Annotated in this window: 12 protein-coding genes; 7 read left to right on the forward strand and 5 right to left on the reverse strand. The window is 38.3% G+C overall.

Annotated features, from left to right (window positions below):
- Positions 1 to 26 precede the first annotated feature (26 nt).
- Together AN395_RS01110 and AN395_RS01115 are read right to left on the reverse strand one after the other, a co-directional pair.
- Positions 27 to 983, reverse strand: a complete 957-nt coding sequence (locus AN395_RS01110; RefSeq protein WP_029774439.1) for an SPFH domain-containing protein — start codon at positions 981 to 983, stop codon at positions 27 to 29.
- A gap of 106 nt (positions 984 to 1,089) precedes the next feature.
- The gene (locus AN395_RS01115; RefSeq protein ID WP_095206592.1) at positions 1,090 to 2,541 is read right to left on the reverse strand and encodes a diguanylate cyclase domain-containing protein; all 1,452 of its coding nucleotides are present in this window, start codon (positions 2,539 to 2,541) and stop codon (positions 1,090 to 1,092) included.
- A 198-nt stretch (positions 2,542 to 2,739) separates the two neighbouring features.
- Between AN395_RS01115 and AN395_RS01120 the strand changes: the two genes are divergently transcribed.
- Positions 2,740 to 3,636: a cation diffusion facilitator family transporter gene (locus AN395_RS01120; protein WP_029774437.1), complete on the forward strand. Its 897-nt coding sequence runs from the start codon at positions 2,740 to 2,742 to the stop codon at positions 3,634 to 3,636.
- Here AN395_RS01120 and AN395_RS01125 read toward each other — a convergent pair.
- Positions 3,633 to 8,168 (reverse strand): EAL domain-containing protein, encoded by a 4,536-nt coding sequence (locus AN395_RS01125; protein WP_408003087.1) that lies wholly within the window; start codon positions 8,166 to 8,168, stop codon positions 3,633 to 3,635. The genes AN395_RS01120 and AN395_RS01125 overlap by 4 nt on opposite strands.
- A gap of 133 nt (positions 8,169 to 8,301) precedes the next feature.
- On the opposite strand from AN395_RS01125, the gene AN395_RS01130 reads away from it, so the two are divergent.
- The 6 genes from AN395_RS01130 to AN395_RS01155 all read left to right on the forward strand — a co-directional run bounded on the left by AN395_RS01130 (position 8,302) and on the right by AN395_RS01155 (position 14,241).
- Positions 8,302 to 8,856 carry a hydrolase gene (locus AN395_RS01130; protein ID WP_054981780.1) on the forward strand — a complete coding sequence of 185 codons (555 nt, stop codon included), beginning with the start codon at positions 8,302 to 8,304 and terminating at the stop codon, positions 8,854 to 8,856.
- Between the two features lie 106 nt (positions 8,857 to 8,962).
- A complete protein-coding gene (locus AN395_RS01135; RefSeq protein WP_054981781.1) occupies positions 8,963 to 10,429 on the forward strand; it encodes a methyl-accepting chemotaxis protein in 1,467 nt (488 codons plus the stop codon).
- Positions 10,413 to 10,931: a DUF6436 domain-containing protein gene (locus AN395_RS01140; protein WP_054981782.1), complete on the forward strand. Its 519-nt coding sequence runs from the start codon at positions 10,413 to 10,415 to the stop codon at positions 10,929 to 10,931. The genes AN395_RS01135 and AN395_RS01140 overlap by 17 nt, the downstream gene beginning before the upstream one ends.
- A 77-nt stretch (positions 10,932 to 11,008) precedes the next feature.
- Positions 11,009 to 11,494, forward strand: coding sequence for a hypothetical protein (locus AN395_RS01145; RefSeq protein WP_095206594.1), 486 nt, complete (start codon positions 11,009 to 11,011; stop codon positions 11,492 to 11,494).
- A 156-nt stretch (positions 11,495 to 11,650) separates the two neighbouring features.
- Positions 11,651 to 12,661 (forward strand): helix-turn-helix domain-containing protein, encoded by a 1,011-nt coding sequence (locus AN395_RS01150; RefSeq protein ID WP_235576532.1) that lies wholly within the window; start codon positions 11,651 to 11,653, stop codon positions 12,659 to 12,661.
- Positions 12,662 to 12,807: 146 nt separating this feature from the next.
- Positions 12,808 to 14,241 (forward strand): S41 family peptidase, encoded by a 1,434-nt coding sequence (locus tag AN395_RS01155; RefSeq protein ID WP_054981784.1) that lies wholly within the window; start codon positions 12,808 to 12,810, stop codon positions 14,239 to 14,241.
- A 104-nt stretch (positions 14,242 to 14,345) separates the two neighbouring features.
- On the opposite strand, the gene AN395_RS19555 is transcribed toward AN395_RS01155, so the two are convergent.
- Positions 14,346 to 14,882 carry a transposase gene (locus AN395_RS19555; protein WP_235576533.1) on the reverse strand — a complete coding sequence of 179 codons (537 nt, stop codon included), beginning with the start codon at positions 14,880 to 14,882 and terminating at the stop codon, positions 14,346 to 14,348.
- Between the two features lie 5 nt (positions 14,883 to 14,887).
- A complete protein-coding gene (locus AN395_RS19560) occupies positions 14,888 to 15,295 on the reverse strand; it encodes a hypothetical protein (protein WP_235576534.1) in 408 nt (135 codons plus the stop codon).
- Positions 15,296 to 16,400 lie beyond the last annotated feature (1,105 nt).

Here is a 16,400-nt window from a genome sequence, read left to right on the forward strand (position 1 = left end):
ATTCTCCTAAATTAAGCTAATAGGCTTTATTGCAGCTTTTGCGTTTTATTTAATGTATTGATAATAGACATACCTTGCGCTACGAGCGAGCTAGCATCGGTGGCGTTATCGGGAAGTAAAACGACCGATGACTCTTTAGCTATGGCCTCTTTTGCAGCGATAGCCTTAGTTGCAAGGTCTAATTGGATAGCTTTTTGTCCTTGTTCTGTATCTGCTGCTGCACCTACTTCACGCAGAGCATCTGCTTGTGCTTCAGCTACCGCAATAATGGCCTTTGCTTCACCTTCTGCTCTGAGTATTTGTTCTGCTTTTTCTGCTTCTGCGGCAAGTACCTGCGCCTGCTTTTTACCCTCTGCAACATTAATATTTGCTTGTCTATCACCTTCGGATTCTAATATTTGCGCGCGTTTTACACGCTCAGCTTTCATTTGAGCTTCCATTGCTTCCATAACTGATTGAGGTGGCACAATATCTTTTATTTCATAGCGTAAAACCTGTATACCCCATGGCTCAGCTGCTTGGTTAATAGCTGCCACAATGTTGGTATTTAATAAGTCACGTTCTTCAAATGTTTTATCTAGTTCCATTTTACCTAACTCTGAACGCATAGTTGTTTGCGATAATTGAGTAACAGCAAATACATAGTCATCCACGCCGTATGTTGCTTTGTAAGGGTCAAGTACTCGAAAGTACAATACACCGTCAACAATTAGAGAGATATTATCTTTTGTGATGGCTGACTGTGAGGGAACATCTTGAGCTTGTTCTTTCAAGCTACGGTCTGCAGCAATGCGGTCTATAAATGGCACAATAAAATTGAGGCCGGCTTCTTTAGTTGATTGGTATTTTCCAAAGCGCTCTATTAACCATGCTCGGTTTTGAGGTACAAACTTAACACTACTTTTTAGAAGTACAATTACAAAAACAAGTAAAAATGCTTCAACAGTAAATACCATATTTAGTATTTGATTGATTGGATCCATTTAAAAATTCCTTATGAGAGTGGAGTTGCTGAGTTGTTGTATTGTTTATAATTTCAGCGTGTATAGATTATCACTACTTGAATTTATGCACCACAAAAACAAGCTTTTAGTGAGTGGGTTTAAATTGACACACCTTATTACGGCCTGTTTCTTTTGCGGTATAGAGTGCTTGATCGGCTTTGTTTATAAAGCACTGCGGCGTACTATTTTTATCAGGCGTGGCTGAATAAAAACCGATACTTAATGTTAAGTACTCACTTACGGTAGAATTATTGTGTTTTATGCCTGCAGCGTTAATTGCTTGTTGAATTAAGCGGGTAAATTGTTGGCAGTCTTGCTCACTAGTTGCCGGTAAAATGACCGCAAATTCTTCACCGCCATAGCGCGCGGCTAAATCGCCTTCGCGTCGGCATTGCGACTTAAGCGCAGCTGCCACCTTAACTAAGGCTTCATCGCCTTGTTGATGGCCGTAGCTGTCGTTGTAATTTTTAAAAAAATCAATATCGCACATAATTAAGCTTACGGGTTGCTTTGCACGTGCGCAACGTTTAATTTCGCTCTCTAGTGCTTTGTCAAAACAGCGTCTGTTTGCAATTGTGGTGAGGCTGTCGGTATTAACAAGGTGGTTAAGTTTTTGATTTGCGGTAATTAGCTGTTGTTGAATATGCTGAAGCTCTTGCTTGTAGTTTAAGTTTTTAAACGCATTAGCGATTATTTCACCTACTAGTTTTAACCTAATTAAGTCTAAGTCTGTCCACTCACGTTTTTGTTTTACACAATCACAACCAATAAAGCCTACTAGCTCCTTATCGTAGCGAAGGCCAATACACAGTACCGATTGAATACCTTCACGCTCAAGTTCTTGTTTTTCTTTAGCCGCTTTTTCTGGGAGGCTGGCAACATCATTTACTTTAAATAAGTGTGTGGTGCCCATTAAATTAACAAAGTAGGGGAGTGAGTTTTTTGGTATGTGCTGTAGTTGATCTTTAAATGGCTGAATCCCTTGGTTAACCCACTCATGGGTGTTACGCATTGACTTACCATCGTCAGAAAATTTAAATAAGTAGCTCCTATCGGCATGGCATACAGTGCCAATGGCTTTAAGCGCAAACTCTATATGAGTATCAATATCGTCTATTTGAATATCTATTAGGTCGGTAGAAATTTTTGAAATAATTTTATCAAAGTTATATTGCGCATCTTCGTTGTGTTCAATTATCTCAAACGTAGCAATGTATAAGTGATTATTTAGCGAGGCAAGTTTGGCGTTTAGTAATAGGCCGTGCGTTTGTTTTTGTAAAAATACGTGGCAGTTAGTATTTATAACTAAGTATTTTTCAAACAATTGCGCAACAGTAAATTGTTTTTTACTTTCTGGACTACTTAACGTGAGGTGCTTAAAGTCTGCATCTTTTAAAGTTGGCTGTGAGGGTAAATCAAATATACTCTGCGCTTGAATGTTTGCTTTGTAGGCTTGTGTTTTAGCATCATAAAGTACAACGGCAAACGGAATAAGCTTTATAGTACTCCACATATCTTCGATTGGTTTTAAGCCCACTCATTGCTCCCGTTGATTTTACATACAATTTAATTGTTCCTACTATGTTATTTAGTACAACTTTAGCTATTTTGCTAAGTTTTTAGTGCGTTTAAGAGGGCTTCGTATTACAATTGCTACTGTATATCATTACCCTTTTCTACTCTAAGCCACCTGACGGCTTATTTGCATTTTAAGTATAGGTTTTTCAAGCATTTCATGACAGAAATCACTACACACCAGGCGTCTCGTCGTCGGTTACTTATCGCTTTAGCGATAACATGTTCATTTATGGTAATTCAGGTAATTGGCGCTTATTACGCTAATTCGCTTGCTGTACTTGCCGATGCAGGGCATTTATTTGTGCATAATAGCTCGCTATTTATTGCCCTTATTGCCTCAAGCTTAGCAATTCATTTTGCTAAAACCTATAACGATGGCTATCAACGTGCTGAGCTCATTGGTGGTTTAATTAATGGTTTACTGTATTTGGCAATAAGCTCCGTAATTTTATATGAAGGTGTAGAGAGAATTTCCCATCATAACGATGGTCATGATTTAGCAATAAACAGCTTTTTAATGTCGAGTATTGCCTCTGTAGGGTTTTTATTTCATGGTGCTGCAGCGTGGGTACTTTATAAAGGGCGCAAAGCAAGCATTAATGTGTACGCTGTATTTTTGCATTCGTTTTTTGACATTATATCGACCATTTCTACGTTTATAGCTGGCGTACTTATTTATTTTACGGGCTGGAGCATTATTGATATTTTATCGAGCATGCTAATTGCCTCGTTTGTGTTATTTACTGGCGGTAAAGTGATCACGAGCTGTATTAAAGGGCTGTTCTTTAATAACGCTAAGTTGCCTAAAGTGAAGGATATTGAGCAGTCAATTACCGATTTAGAGCATGTGCATAACGTACATAATGTGACGGTGTCGCGCAAAGACAGCGATATTATTGTCGGCGCTCACGTGGTGTTAAAAGAGCATTGTACAATTGAAAAGCACGATGAAGCCTGCCGCTTAAAAATAGAAAAACTCCTCGCTGCGCGTTTTAATGTTAAAAGCAGCGTACTGCAAATAGAAAGCCACGAATGCCAGCATATTCATAGCTAACTTTTTATTAAAGTGTGAATATGCTCATGTGTTTCGGGGTTTTGTAATTTCTCTGCACGCATTGGTTTTGCAAAATAATAACCTTGTAAAACATGACAACCTAACCCTTCTAAAAAGGCTTTTTGTTGCTTAGTTTCAACGCCTTCGGCTATGCAATAAAGCTCCAAGTTTTGAGCTAAAGTGTAAATGGTTTTGATGATCGACTCATCACTTTTATCAACCCCAATGCTGTTAACAAAGCTTTGATCTATTTTAATGACATCAATAGGGAACTGGCTCAAATAAGTAAGTGATGAGTAGCCGGTGCCAAAATCATCGAGTAACAGCTTAAAACCAGCCGATTTTAACTTTTGTAGTTGCTTTGCGGCTTTTTGCTTGTCTTCTAGCAGTATGTTTTCTGTTATTTCTAGGCGCAGTTGCACTGGGCTCATTTGATGCTGTTTTAATATATTGGTCAGCTTGGTTGCTATATTCGTCCTTAAAATGTGCTTTGGCGACAAGTTAAGTGAAATATAAAACAATGGGTTGCTGGCCAATGTAGGGGCTAGCTCAGTTAGCGCGCGCTCTAAAGCTTGCTCAGTTAATGCTTCTATCAGGCCTGTTTCTTCAGCAATAGGGATAAATAATGCCGGCGAGACAAATTGGCCGTTATTTTCCCAGCGCATAAGTAACTCAACCCCATTTATTGTTTGTGCGTGCGTGTCTATTATGGGTTGGTAGTGATTAAATAATAGATTATCTTTCGCGGCGTCTTTTAAATCGTTTTCGAGGATGAGCTTTTGTTTTATTTGCTCGTTCATCGAGTCGTTAAAAAACTTAAACCCGTTTCTGCCTGCTTGCTTTGCATGCATCATGGCTACATCGGCGTTTCTGATCAGTAAATCGGTCGAGCTGGCATCAAATGGGTATAAAGCCACGCCAATACTGGCTGATATATTAATAGAAAAATCTTCGATAATGACCTTATTGGCAAGTTCTGAGCTGATACTTTTGACTATGTTATTAAGTGCGGCTATGTCTTCTACGTTATCAATAAGCACTAAAAATTCGTCACCGCTTTGGCGGCCAAGTGTGGCATTACTTGGCAACATCGCGCTCACTCTTTGGGTAATATTACACAGCAGTTGATCTCCCACTGCGTGGCCAAATGTGTCGTTTACCGGTTTAAATTTGTCTAAATCTATAAATAGTAAAGCGCTTTGAGTGAGCTGCTGATGAGCTTTTTTAATCGATTTACCAATTTTTTGATGCATTAAACTGCGGTTAGGCAATTGTGTTAGGGGATCGAAGTTGGCTAAATAGCGCAGCTCGTCTTCTGCCTTTTTTTGCTCGGTTAAATCCGAAATAACAATTACATAGTAATTTATGCTATGTGTATCTTTAGCGATTGCAGTGGCACTTATATGTATGGGGTGGTGCGGGTTAGTTGCAGTTTTAATAACGGCATCAGTTCGCCAATTTTGTTTTGCTGTTAAGCTTTTTAATGTGTTGGCATAGCTTTTACATTGCACTTTACCTATCGCGTTAATAAACACTTTTAAGCTAAGCGGATGTTTATGAGTTTGCGAAAAGGTTTTTATAAAACTGTTATTTGCAGAAACCGGCACCAAATTATTATCTAAAATAAGCAGCCAGTCGTTTATTTGCCCAAATGCCTCACCTAAAATATTGGCTTGCTGCTCATTGGCACGTTGCTCAGTTATGTTGGTATATATGCCAGATACAGATACCGGTTTATTTGTTTGTTCGTCATAAATAATTTGCCCTAAATCTTGATACCACAACCAATGGCCAAGCTTATGCTTTAACCGGTAAGTTGCTTGCCAATGCTCATGCTTTTTTTGTTTGGTAAAATTTAACCAGTGCGAAATAACCCGAGGTTTGTCTTCAGGGTGAATTAAAGCTAAATAATGTTTTAATGGAATACGGTTTGGCAAATTAGTATACCCAAGCTCACTCCCCCGGTTTGTATTTACCGAATCGTCGCTGTAATGGTAATCCCAAATGCCACTTTTATTGTTACTGAGCGCAAGCTCGGTTTGTTTTTGCGAGTGTATTGTCGCTTTTTGCGCATTAGCTATGGCTAGTTGTCTGCTTCTGTATTGCCAAAACAGTAAACACAGCACAGTTATAATAATTAAAATATAAGCCGCATACGCATAAGGAGACTTCCACGGCGCGTATGCCACATTAAAATTTAACAGCGCCGGCTTTGACTCAGTCGCACTGTTAAAATTATACGCGCTGGCCTTTAATTGATAATTACCTGGTGGGAGCTTTGTAAAAAATATCTTGTTTGCTTTTAAATCATCATATTCTAGCGAAGTAGGTCCTTGAAGCGTAATTTTGTAACGTGTTTCCGCGCTATTTTGAAAATCAAAATTAGAAAAGCTGACCTCCAAACCCATATCTTCATGTGTTAATTGCAATGCAGAGGTTGCAAACTGATTTGGCTGATAGTCTAAATCGCGCGACATTAAAGTAATATCGGTTATTGAGGTTGTTGTTTGCGTGCTTTGCTGTAAAAACTCAGCGGGGTTAAACGAAATCGCACCATAACTGCTGCCAAACATTACATTGTTATTTTTAAGCGTAATTGCCCCTAAAGTGCTAAATAAATTAACCGATAAACCATCTTTTACCGTAAAAACTCGCAGCCTTAACGTATCGGTATTTAAGCGGTACAAACCATTTTTACTGCTAAACCATAAATAACCATACTCATCGCTAATAAGTGAATAAATAGACTGCGTTTTTAAGGCGTTACTTACGTTAAAGTGGTGCTTTTTTTCAAAGCTCTGCGCATCAATACCCACTAGGCCTTCGCTGGTTGTTGCTAACCATAAAATGTTATTTTTATCGGTTAACCTGTTTTCGACTGTGTGGTAATTTTGGCTGTCTTTTTTGCTGGTTTTATAAATAGTGGTAAGGGTGTTTGTTTGCTCGTTAAACCGGTAAAAGTGGGTAGTTGTACTTAATACAAATTCATTTGGGTAATCATCAAAAGGTCGATGAAAAGTATAGGCCTCTAAAGGGTTTACATGTTGTTTTAACCCGTTAATTTCGCGTGTTAAGCCTGTTTTACCATTATAAACATAAAAACTGTGATCATTATAAAAAGCGAATGTGTCGGGGGCTACCTCAGACAAACCATAAATAACCGCACCTTCAGACAGTGCGTTATTTAAATCTTTTTTAGCAACGGCTGTGCCTGTTTCTTTGTCAAATAAAATTAAACTGTAGTACCCCGTTAGCCATAAATACCGCGAAGTGGAATCTAAATGCGCTTTATTAATTGCAAAAATAGCGTATTCACCATAAACCGCTTTAGGGTCTTGCGAGGTTAGGTAGTAGGTTGTTTTGTTTTTAGCATTTACATGAGCAAGGCCATTATCGGTGCCGTACCACATAGATAAATCATCGTCTTGGTAAATACTGTTTATATAGTTGTTTTCGGGTAGGGTGATTTTGTTAAAGCGCCGTGTGTTTATTGACCAAGTAAGCACGCCTTGAGTGCGCGACGCCAGCCAAAACACGCCACTTGAGTCGACCATTAAATCGTTAATAGTATTTTCGGTAATATTAAATTTACTTTGATCAAAGCTAAGAATTAACTCAGTGGTGCCCTTTTCTCGGTTAAATTCGAACAAGCCATGCTCTGTGGCAATAAATTCGCCATAGGGTGTATTGCTGTAATCCCAAATATTGTAATCAGCAATCACGCTTTTAGTGCTTTGATCTGCAGCTGCTCCTGCTGAGCTATTTAAACTTAATGCGTACATGCCCTCAACGGTGCCTACTAATAATCCTAGCGTGGGATCTACAGATAAAAACTTAACATTACTGTTATCGACTGTTTGTTTATCGGGAGTATGTAAATTAAGAGGGGTTAATGACTCTGTTTTTAGGTCGTAGCTAAATAAACCCGTTTGTGTGCCTATAAATAGCGTATTTTTGTAATATTTTAACGCGCGCACCACGCTGTTTTCATTGCCTATAGTAAACTCTAAAGTAAGTGAATTTGTTTTAGAATTAAGTGAATACACGTTGTTTAGAATGGCAAGGTAAAAGGTATCTTGGTGCTGGGCTATCGCTTCAATTGAAGCGTAACTGCCTGTATTACCTGCAAGATTGCCCGAAAATATATTACGAGTAGTTAACGTTTTTGGGTTAACTAAATAGGCACCGGCAAGCTCAGTAGAAACAATTATATTGCCTGCATGCGTTTTAAATAGTGTAGTGATGAAGTTTTCGTTAAGGGTAAATCCGCCATCAAAAGGGGTTACCGTGTAGCCGTCAAATCGATTAAGCCCTTGCGCTGTAGCTATCCAAATATAACCTAAATCATCTTGCAAAATTTTAGTTACGTAATTTTGGGATAAACCTTCATCGGTAGATATTCGTTGTAGTTGTTGAGCATAATTTGTGGAGGCAGATACGCTAGTAATACAAAGAAAACATACAGTGGTGAAGAGAAAAAACAAAATACTCAATCGCACTAATAAACTCGCTCTAGGGCAGGGGATATACATATAAAAGTTAAATATAGCACATTTTTTAAAATGTGGATTACAACTTATAACAACTAAATTAAAGCACTAATTTAGTTATTTATAACCATTTAAGCTACGCTTACTAATTATAATTACTTAAAAACGGGGTGTTATGGTTAGTCACAAAAATTTATCTGCGGATAACAGCGTGTTATTAGTGATAGATATTCAAGATAAGCTATCTCCTGCTATTAGCGAATTTACTGATTTACTAGGGTGGGCAATAAAAATTGCCAAAGTAAGCGGCCTTTTTAAAATTCCTAGCATAGTGACTGAGCAATATCCTCAAGGGCTTGGTGGTACAAACAGCCTTTTAAAAAACACCCTTATAAACGCACAGACTGTTGAAAAAACACATTTTAGTGCGTGTAATGAGCCTGCATTTAATGCTGTGTTTACAAAGCTTACGCGTTCACAAATTATAGTAATAGGCACGGAGGCGCATGTATGTGTGTTACAAACCTGCTTAGATTTAATAGCACAAGGGTTTGAGGTGCATGTAGCTGCAGATGCTGTGGGCTCACGTAATACGATGCATAAATCGCTAGCTCTAGAGCAGTTACAACAGGCAGGGGCAATAATTACAAGCGTAGAAAGTATCATTTTTCAGTGGACAAAAAACGCAGCGTTACCTGAATTTAAAGCGGTTTTATCAATTATTAAGTAAAGTTGGCAGGCTAGGCTATATTGATAATTAAATGTGGTCGTAATTATTAGCTAATACGTACAACCCCTGATTTTGTTTAAAAAAATTTTAATAACTAAAGGTATTTATGAATAGTGTAAGTCGTTTATTCACCATAATATTCATTTTTTTGTTTGTAGAGTCTATCGCCATAGGCTTGTACTTTGGGACACTTACACAAGCATTTATAGTCGGCCTACCTTTAAGCTTAATGCCTATATGGTTACTTAAAACTCAGCAAAATAACCCAATCACAGGTCATGTTGTTGCTGCGGCAATTATGATGTTTTCTTTTTTGCACATACAACAAGCCTTTGGGTTAATAGAAATACACTTCGAAATATTCATCTTAATGGCCATGTTGATTATGTTTGTACAGTGGCAGGTGTTTATTACGGCCATTATTTTTGTGGCCGTTCATCATTTAAGCTTTTACTTTTTACAAACACAAAACACCGGTTTTTATGTATTTGACCCTGACAGACTGGCGTTTACTACGGTGCTTATACATGCCGGCTATGCAATAGTAGAAGTGTTTGTAGCAGGCTATATTGCTAAAACACTACAACAAGAGCGCAGAGCTGGCGTGTCTTTAACCAAAGCGACCGAAGCCATTATGCAAGACCCTGAGCATATACAGCTTTCGCTTAGGGCCGATGATAAAAATAGCAATGCAGTAGCGGGCTTTAATACTTTATTGGGTTATTTATCAGATGTAATTAGGCAAGTGCAAACGCAGTCTCTTTCACTGCAGCAAAATTCGCAGCAATTAATAAACGTACACGATGAGCTAGCAAGCGGGGCAGAGCAAAGAAAGCAACAAACTAATGATATAGCTGACTCTGGTGCTCAAGTTGCACAGGGTTTTAGCTTAGTTGAGCATGAAAGTGAAGTATTAAAGCAGCAGGTAGATAACATTACTCAAGCTGCAAATAGCGCCTTAAATGACGTTATGCAAACAGACACTAAAAGCACGGAACTACTTAATTTACTTAATCATACAGAAGAGCAAATAAATCATTTGGTGGCCGCTGGCGATGTAATATCAGGGTTGTTGAATGAAATATCAGGCATTGCAGAGCAAACTAACTTACTTGCGCTTAACGCAGCCATTGAAGCCGCAAGAGCGGGTGAGCATGGACGTGGGTTTGCAGTTGTAGCCGATGAAGTCAGAACGCTTGCTACAAGCAGTAAAGCCACGACAGATAAAATTGCTTTAACATTAAAAGATTTAGTTACAAACAGTAAAACGTCAACCCAATCTATGAGCCAGTGTGTCGATTTTGTTGTTGATTTAACGCATATCAGCACCACCATGAAAGAAAACATAAGCTCCATGAGTGAGCAAATAAAAGCCGTCAGCCAAAGTACTCACTCTGTAGCGCAAGTTGTTGCTGAGCAAGCTGTAAACACAAAACAAATAGCCTCAAGCACAGAACAAATGCAGCAAAGCCAATATCAAGATACCAAAGTGGTAGAAAAGCTAACCGCTAAAGTACAAATGATCGACGTAAGTATTGCGGTATTAGAGCAAAGCATTGCTAAATTTAAGTAATTCATCCATTAAAATGAGTGCAGTGATTGCTCTGTGGTTAGTATTGACGGTTTCTGGTTTAGTTTATTATCAATATAATCAGTTGCGCGTTTTTGACAGCTATGGCGTGCTTGAGCAACCAGGGTGGTTTACTCAATTTAAACAACACATAGGGTTTACAGCTGCAAAGCATAATTCATTGATTATCGTTACTGACCCTGACTGTGGCTGCACCAAGCAAGCCCAGCCTCATTTAAAACAGTTGGCTGCGTTTTCTAAAGCGCAAGATTTTACGCTTATCAATATTGAGCAAACAGCCTCTTTACAAATACTGCTCCCTGCTACACCAGCTGCTGTGGTGATTAACTATAAAGGTGACTTTGTTTATGCCGGCCCACTTTCTCAAGGGCTTGGCTGCGCGCAGGGCAGTGGTTTTGTTGAAACGGTTATAAATAATCTTGTAGCTGGATTTAACAGCGAACTGTTACTTAATAAAACCAGTGGTTGTTACTGCACTGCTTGATATTAGTGAATAATGAATCGCTTCCTAGATTTTCAATTTCAAAAACGTATTTCATTATTGACTCAAGCTAATGCTTAATGACAAACAAATTTAATAAAGTATACAGTGTGAGTGTCGAGCCTGATGAGTTTCTCTTACTTAATGGAACGGGGGCCGAACAAACAATTCAATTGACCGTGGGCCAGTTGTTAATGTTCGACGGTATGAGCATGAGAGACAATTGGAGAGAGTTGGGCGTTGATTGGTTGATAGAGCCTAGTACTGCTCACCGAAACCTACAAAAACCTGATATAGCGGGTTTGGGGGTCTCAACAATTGTAGTATCCCCTAAATATTCGCCGCTATTCTTAAACGATTTTAGCAACAATGTTGAGCTGCTTGAATGCAATTTAAAAGGTGAGAAGTGGTTTGCATTTAATGTTGTAGGCTTTGACAAAGCCCTTAGTGAAGAGCATTCCATCCGAAATATTAAAAATGGCACTACACTGGAATCACCTCTACAGCTCAAACTGAATAATATGTCAGACACAGCTAACAATAAGTTTAGCAATCTGCTAATCTAGGAACATTAAACATCTACCTGATTTCTATTTACAACTATCCCAATGCTGTTTATTTCCTTGCCAATGCAATATCTTCATGTCATCGGAACATTCCAAGGCATCTTATTAGCAGCAATACTTTTGTTTAGTGCTGGCGTTAATAATACTGGGCGCATAATGGGCGTTTGGTGTCTTTTTCTAGCATTTTATTTCTGCTGTCCATTGATTGTAGTGCATGCTGAGGATACTGTTTTTGCTAACCTAATTGGATGGGGCTACTTTGTCCCCGCCAGCTTTGGTGTATTTTTATATTTATATTTTCGGTCAGCGATAATTAAAAAGTCATTCCATTTAAAGGATAGTATTCACGCTACGCCGTTATTACTTTGTCTTCTCTTAAATATAGATTTTTTGTTTTCTACCCCGACTGAAAAAATCAACATCGCTAATAACGCTTTACACAAAGAAAATATCCAACTGCTGACTCAAATTATTATGTTCGTACAGGCATTTTTTTATTTAGCATTGAGTGTCAAACTGATAACTAAAAGTGGACGCCATGCGCGTGACACGCTTTCCAACTTTAATCCCAAAATATTTACCTGGTTATGGGTAGTATTAAATTTGTACGCAGCAATGTTGCTGACAGAAGCTGTCAGCACAATAATCGGCGCAAATTCTACTTTGGCTATTGCTAGTGATCTCATTGCCTTTACTTTGATATACAGCGTTTCGATGGCTCAGTGGCGTGAGCCAAACTTATTTACCATTGACAACTTGAGTGAAACTCCAGCGGAAGCACTCAACTCGACAACCAAGGCACAATGCTTCGACTCTAATACTAGAGCCAAATTATTAGAAAACATTGTTCAATATATGGAAGAAGAGCAACCTTATCTAGAAAGTGAACTTAGCTTAGATGCGCTAGCAAGATATACCAACCTTAGTAGTCATCACTTATCTGAAATCCTCAATCAGCAAGCAAATAAGAACTTTTATCAATTTGTTAACGAATACAGAATAAAAACAGTCTGTTCTCAAATTTCTTCTAATCCAAAAGAGAGACTTATTGATCTAGCTCTATCTGCTGGGTTTTCCTCAAAAAGTACCTTTAATGCCGTTTTCAAGCAATTCAAAGGAATGACCCCAAGCCAGTACAGGAAACAGCTGAAACTCGATTGCGAATGAGTGCGAATCGACCGAATCGCACGTCCAACTCGTCCAAATCAGACGATTTTTCTCTTAGACTGCTCTTTAATGCAACTTCTAGTCGCCGTGGATAACAATATTCATCAGACGATTTAATTAGTGGAAAATAGAATTGAGGACAAAAATTGAAGACTATAATTTTAACTTTTTTTATTGCGTTTGTAGTTGGCTGCACTAGCTTGAATGAACCAAAGTCAATTACAAAAAACACAAAAAACACAAAAACGCAAGAAAGTAATACTCATACTAACCTACCTTCATCTGGCAAGATAGTGAGCATTAAAGTATTAAAAAGCAACCTGACTGAGCTAAGTCAACGCCTTGATACGATCCACCCAGACCCGGGCTTTACTATGGATGTATCTGAAGTTAAATCGCAGATAGAGTCCTTGTCAGAAGGTATAACTTCACCCATGACACATTATGAAGCATGGAAATATTTCTCTCAGCTGAATCCTTACTTTAAAGATGGACACATGCTAATTGCTTCGCCACAGCTTGATGATCAATTTAAGAGCCACATTCAGAACGGTGGTCGGCTATTTCCATTTGACGTAATGATAGATGCATCTCAACGTTTGCTTGTGGCGGAAACTCTTGAGGGCTATTTAGATATTAAAATCGGTGATGAGATTACCTCAGTCAACGGAGTTAGGGTATCAAAAATAATTGAAACTATGTTGGCAAGAATGTATGGCGACTCATTAGAGTTTAGGGCTGCTTTTGCTGCCAGTCGATTTAACAAAATGTACTGGTTACTGTTTGGTAGTAGCAAAGATTATCAAATTGAGTTTATGCATAAAAATAAGCGCAAGCAATTCTCTATAATGGGTGTCACTGATGAGCCGGAAAATCACAATGCTGATGTGAGGGAATTTGTCCAAAGTCGAATACTAGACAATGACATAGGGTATTTGCGTGTCGATCGCTTTTTTTATTCTCAAGAACAAGAACAACCTTTTTTCACATTTCTAGATGAAACGTGGCAGGCGTTTAAAGATGCGAACGTCAAAGATGTGATTATCGACGTTCGCCATAACCCTGGGGGGACCGATCACTATTGGCAGCAAGGTATTGCACCTTACATTGCGAGCAAGCCATTTCCATTTCTGTCAAACTTTAAAATTCGTATGACTGAACGAAATATCAAACTAGGACCTATTAAAGGTAATCAAGGTGAGGTTATTGAAGGCACATTTAATCAATTAGTGCCTGTCGACGCGCATAAGGGTTTAAAGGTACCTGGACGGGCATATTTACTAATGGGGCCGCTCAGTTATTCATCCACTACTTTGTTTTTAACCTCACTACAGGACTCTCGTCAGGCTGTCATCGCGGGTCATTCAAATGTAAGGTCTTGCACTACTGGGCGTATAGAAACTCATGTATTGCCTGGTTCTAATTTAGAACTAACCATGCCGACACTTATCTTTACTCGCCCATCAGGAAAAGAGCATTGTCAGCAACCTATCGAACCAGATGTTTATGTGTCGAACGAAGTAATAAATTCGAATGAGGCAGTGGAATACTTAGCAAAATATATTACCGCTAGTAGGTAGACGAATATAGACGGGTTACCCAACATTTAAATAAGAGCGGTTAACGTGCAGGCTCAATCAAATCTGATGGTTTACCAACCCCGTCTTTAACTCAACACGTTAACCTAATTCGTTTTATGGTCGTTAAGAAGAAGCCTTGTGTTCATCAAATGGGACATGTCCTTAAGTATGTAATAACACGCTCTTGCGAGTTTATGTGCAACTGTTTTAATCGCGATAATTTGGTTGGTTTTACCCAGCTTGCGTTGGTAATTTTTTCTAATTGTCGGGTTATACCTAATAGCAAAGTTAGCAGCTTCAGTAAACGCCCACGCAAGGTAACGATTACCATTCTTTTGATTTGTAGCGCCTTTCTTCTTCCCATTGCTGTATTTTGCACCTTTCACGCAGCGACAATAGGAGGAGAAATTACCTGGACTATCAAAACGTTTAATAGTGCCTGTCTCTAACATAATGGTCAGTACTAACGTATTCCCAATCCCATCGATACTGGTTAGGTTTATAAACTCAGAGGAGAGTGATGTTTTATTAATAGCGCCCTCTATCGCATTGATTTGCTGTTGAGCACAGCGTATTAATGAGAGGTTAGAAATGACTGACAGTGCTGTATTCGTTGAGCTGAAATCGATGTGTACTTGCACAACATTCACGCCTTTTCTGATAGCGCCATTTGTTTTATTTTGTTGCTACTGAGCTTATACCCAAGATGACGCATGTAACAACTTTGCACTGATAATAAGTTTTTAGTGGACTGTTGAACAATGTCCATTCGTTTACGCATTAAGTAGCAAACAGCCCTGAGTTCATGAGGATAAATGTAGCCCTCAGGCAAAATGTTTAGACGTAGCATTTTAGCCAACCAGCATGCATTACTATGGTCATCAGCATGTTTTAAACTTGAATATTGCTGAATTGCAGCGGGGTTTGCTAAGTGAAGTTTAAACCCTTCATCCATTAAAGCATCGACTAACCAATACCAATTAAAGGTCGATTCAACAACAAGCCCTTCTAAGTTGTCTTTGTAAGGACTTAAAAAAGATAAAATGACAGACATATCATTATTTAAACGCTTAGCGGTAAGTGTTTCACCGTGTTCATTAATGATAGCGATAACACTTTATTTGAATGCAAGTCAATTCCACCACATAGTTTCATACCAAGCTCCTCGGATTCAGTATATGTTTTGGTCAACAAACTGTATCGTAAAACTCGAGGAGCTTTCTATATGAGTATCAAATCTTGACTTCATACATTAAAAATCGTGAATGACCGCTTATGGCACAGAGCAGACCGCCGGTGATTATTGAGTGCAGAAATCCACGGCTATAACTGCCCATGAATAGAAGTTCTTTATGTAATGAAAAATAAAGATGCGCTGTCGCTCCTCTGGTAAGCATCGGCCTAAATAAACTCTACCTCGAAGTAAACTCGATTAGCTTTCGTATAATAGATAGTCAAATTATCACTTCAAAGCACTTACTTTAATAGATGTTTGTAAGCGATTTCTCGTTGTTTGTGAAATTTACCTAATTATTTTTAGAGTGTAATTAAGTTAATAAATCTCAATTTAAGTGCCATATTTCATTATAAATCAATAAGTTCTCAACGCGCCGTGTATTCTCGACTTAAGTGGCACTGATCATATTTTTGATCGGCGCCATATAACTTGAGAATCTCAGCCATGTAATAAGATTTCAAAACAATAACTTAGCTTGTGTTCTTTATGGGTACTGCGCCTCTTAAATTGAGAATTATTTATAGCTAAAAACTGCCCCAACACAAATTCTCATCCAGCCAAAAAGTTCTCATTCTGCCTTGCAGATTCTCATTCTGCCACTGAAGAACTCTGACTTGATTTTAATGAGCACATAATTAAGTAGATTCTGTATTCGGTAAATTAGTGGCGAACACTATACGCTAATATTTACTTAGTAAAAGTGTAGTAAATCGATTAGAAAATGGATTTTTAGGATAAAGAGAAATGAAGCCATTTAAGTGAAAGTTAAAATGCAGATATGCGAAGCTTCATTTGTAATGTTGAGTTAATTCAAATTTGGTTTGATTTAGGTTTAGTTATGGATGAAATTACTAAACTTTTATTAAAAAAGGGAAAGTTAAACTTATTGATATTCAGTCGATTAGTTTTAGTGAACTGCTGT

The sequence above is a fragment of the Pseudoalteromonas sp. P1-30 genome, assembly GCF_001400005.1.
Taxonomy (GTDB): domain Bacteria; phylum Pseudomonadota; class Gammaproteobacteria; order Enterobacterales; family Alteromonadaceae; genus Pseudoalteromonas; species Pseudoalteromonas atlantica.

Bases quoted from the DNA above. Each gene is read 5' to 3' on its own strand.
- AN395_RS01150 (WP_235576532.1), top strand. From the start codon at position 11,651: ATGGGCGTTTGGTGTCTTTTTCTAGCATTTTATTTCTGCTGTCCATTG.
- AN395_RS01145 (WP_095206594.1), top strand. From the start codon at position 11,009: ATGACAAACAAATTTAATAAAGTATACAGTGTGAGTGTCGAGCCTGAT.
- AN395_RS01120 (WP_029774437.1), top strand. From the start codon at position 2,740: ATGACAGAAATCACTACACACCAGGCGTCTCGTCGTCGGTTACTTATC.
- AN395_RS01125 (WP_408003087.1), bottom strand. From the start codon at position 8,168: ATGTATATCCCCTGCCCTAGAGCGAGTTTATTAGTGCGATTGAGTATT.
- AN395_RS01135 (WP_054981781.1), top strand. From the start codon at position 8,963: ATGAATAGTGTAAGTCGTTTATTCACCATAATATTCATTTTTTTGTTT.
- AN395_RS01110 (WP_029774439.1), bottom strand. From the start codon at position 983: ATGGATCCAATCAATCAAATACTAAATATGGTATTTACTGTTGAAGCA.
- AN395_RS01130 (WP_054981780.1), top strand. From the start codon at position 8,302: ATGGTTAGTCACAAAAATTTATCTGCGGATAACAGCGTGTTATTAGTG.
- AN395_RS19560 (WP_235576534.1), bottom strand. From the start codon at position 15,295: ATGTCTGTCATTTTATCTTTTTTAAGTCCTTACAAAGACAACTTAGAA.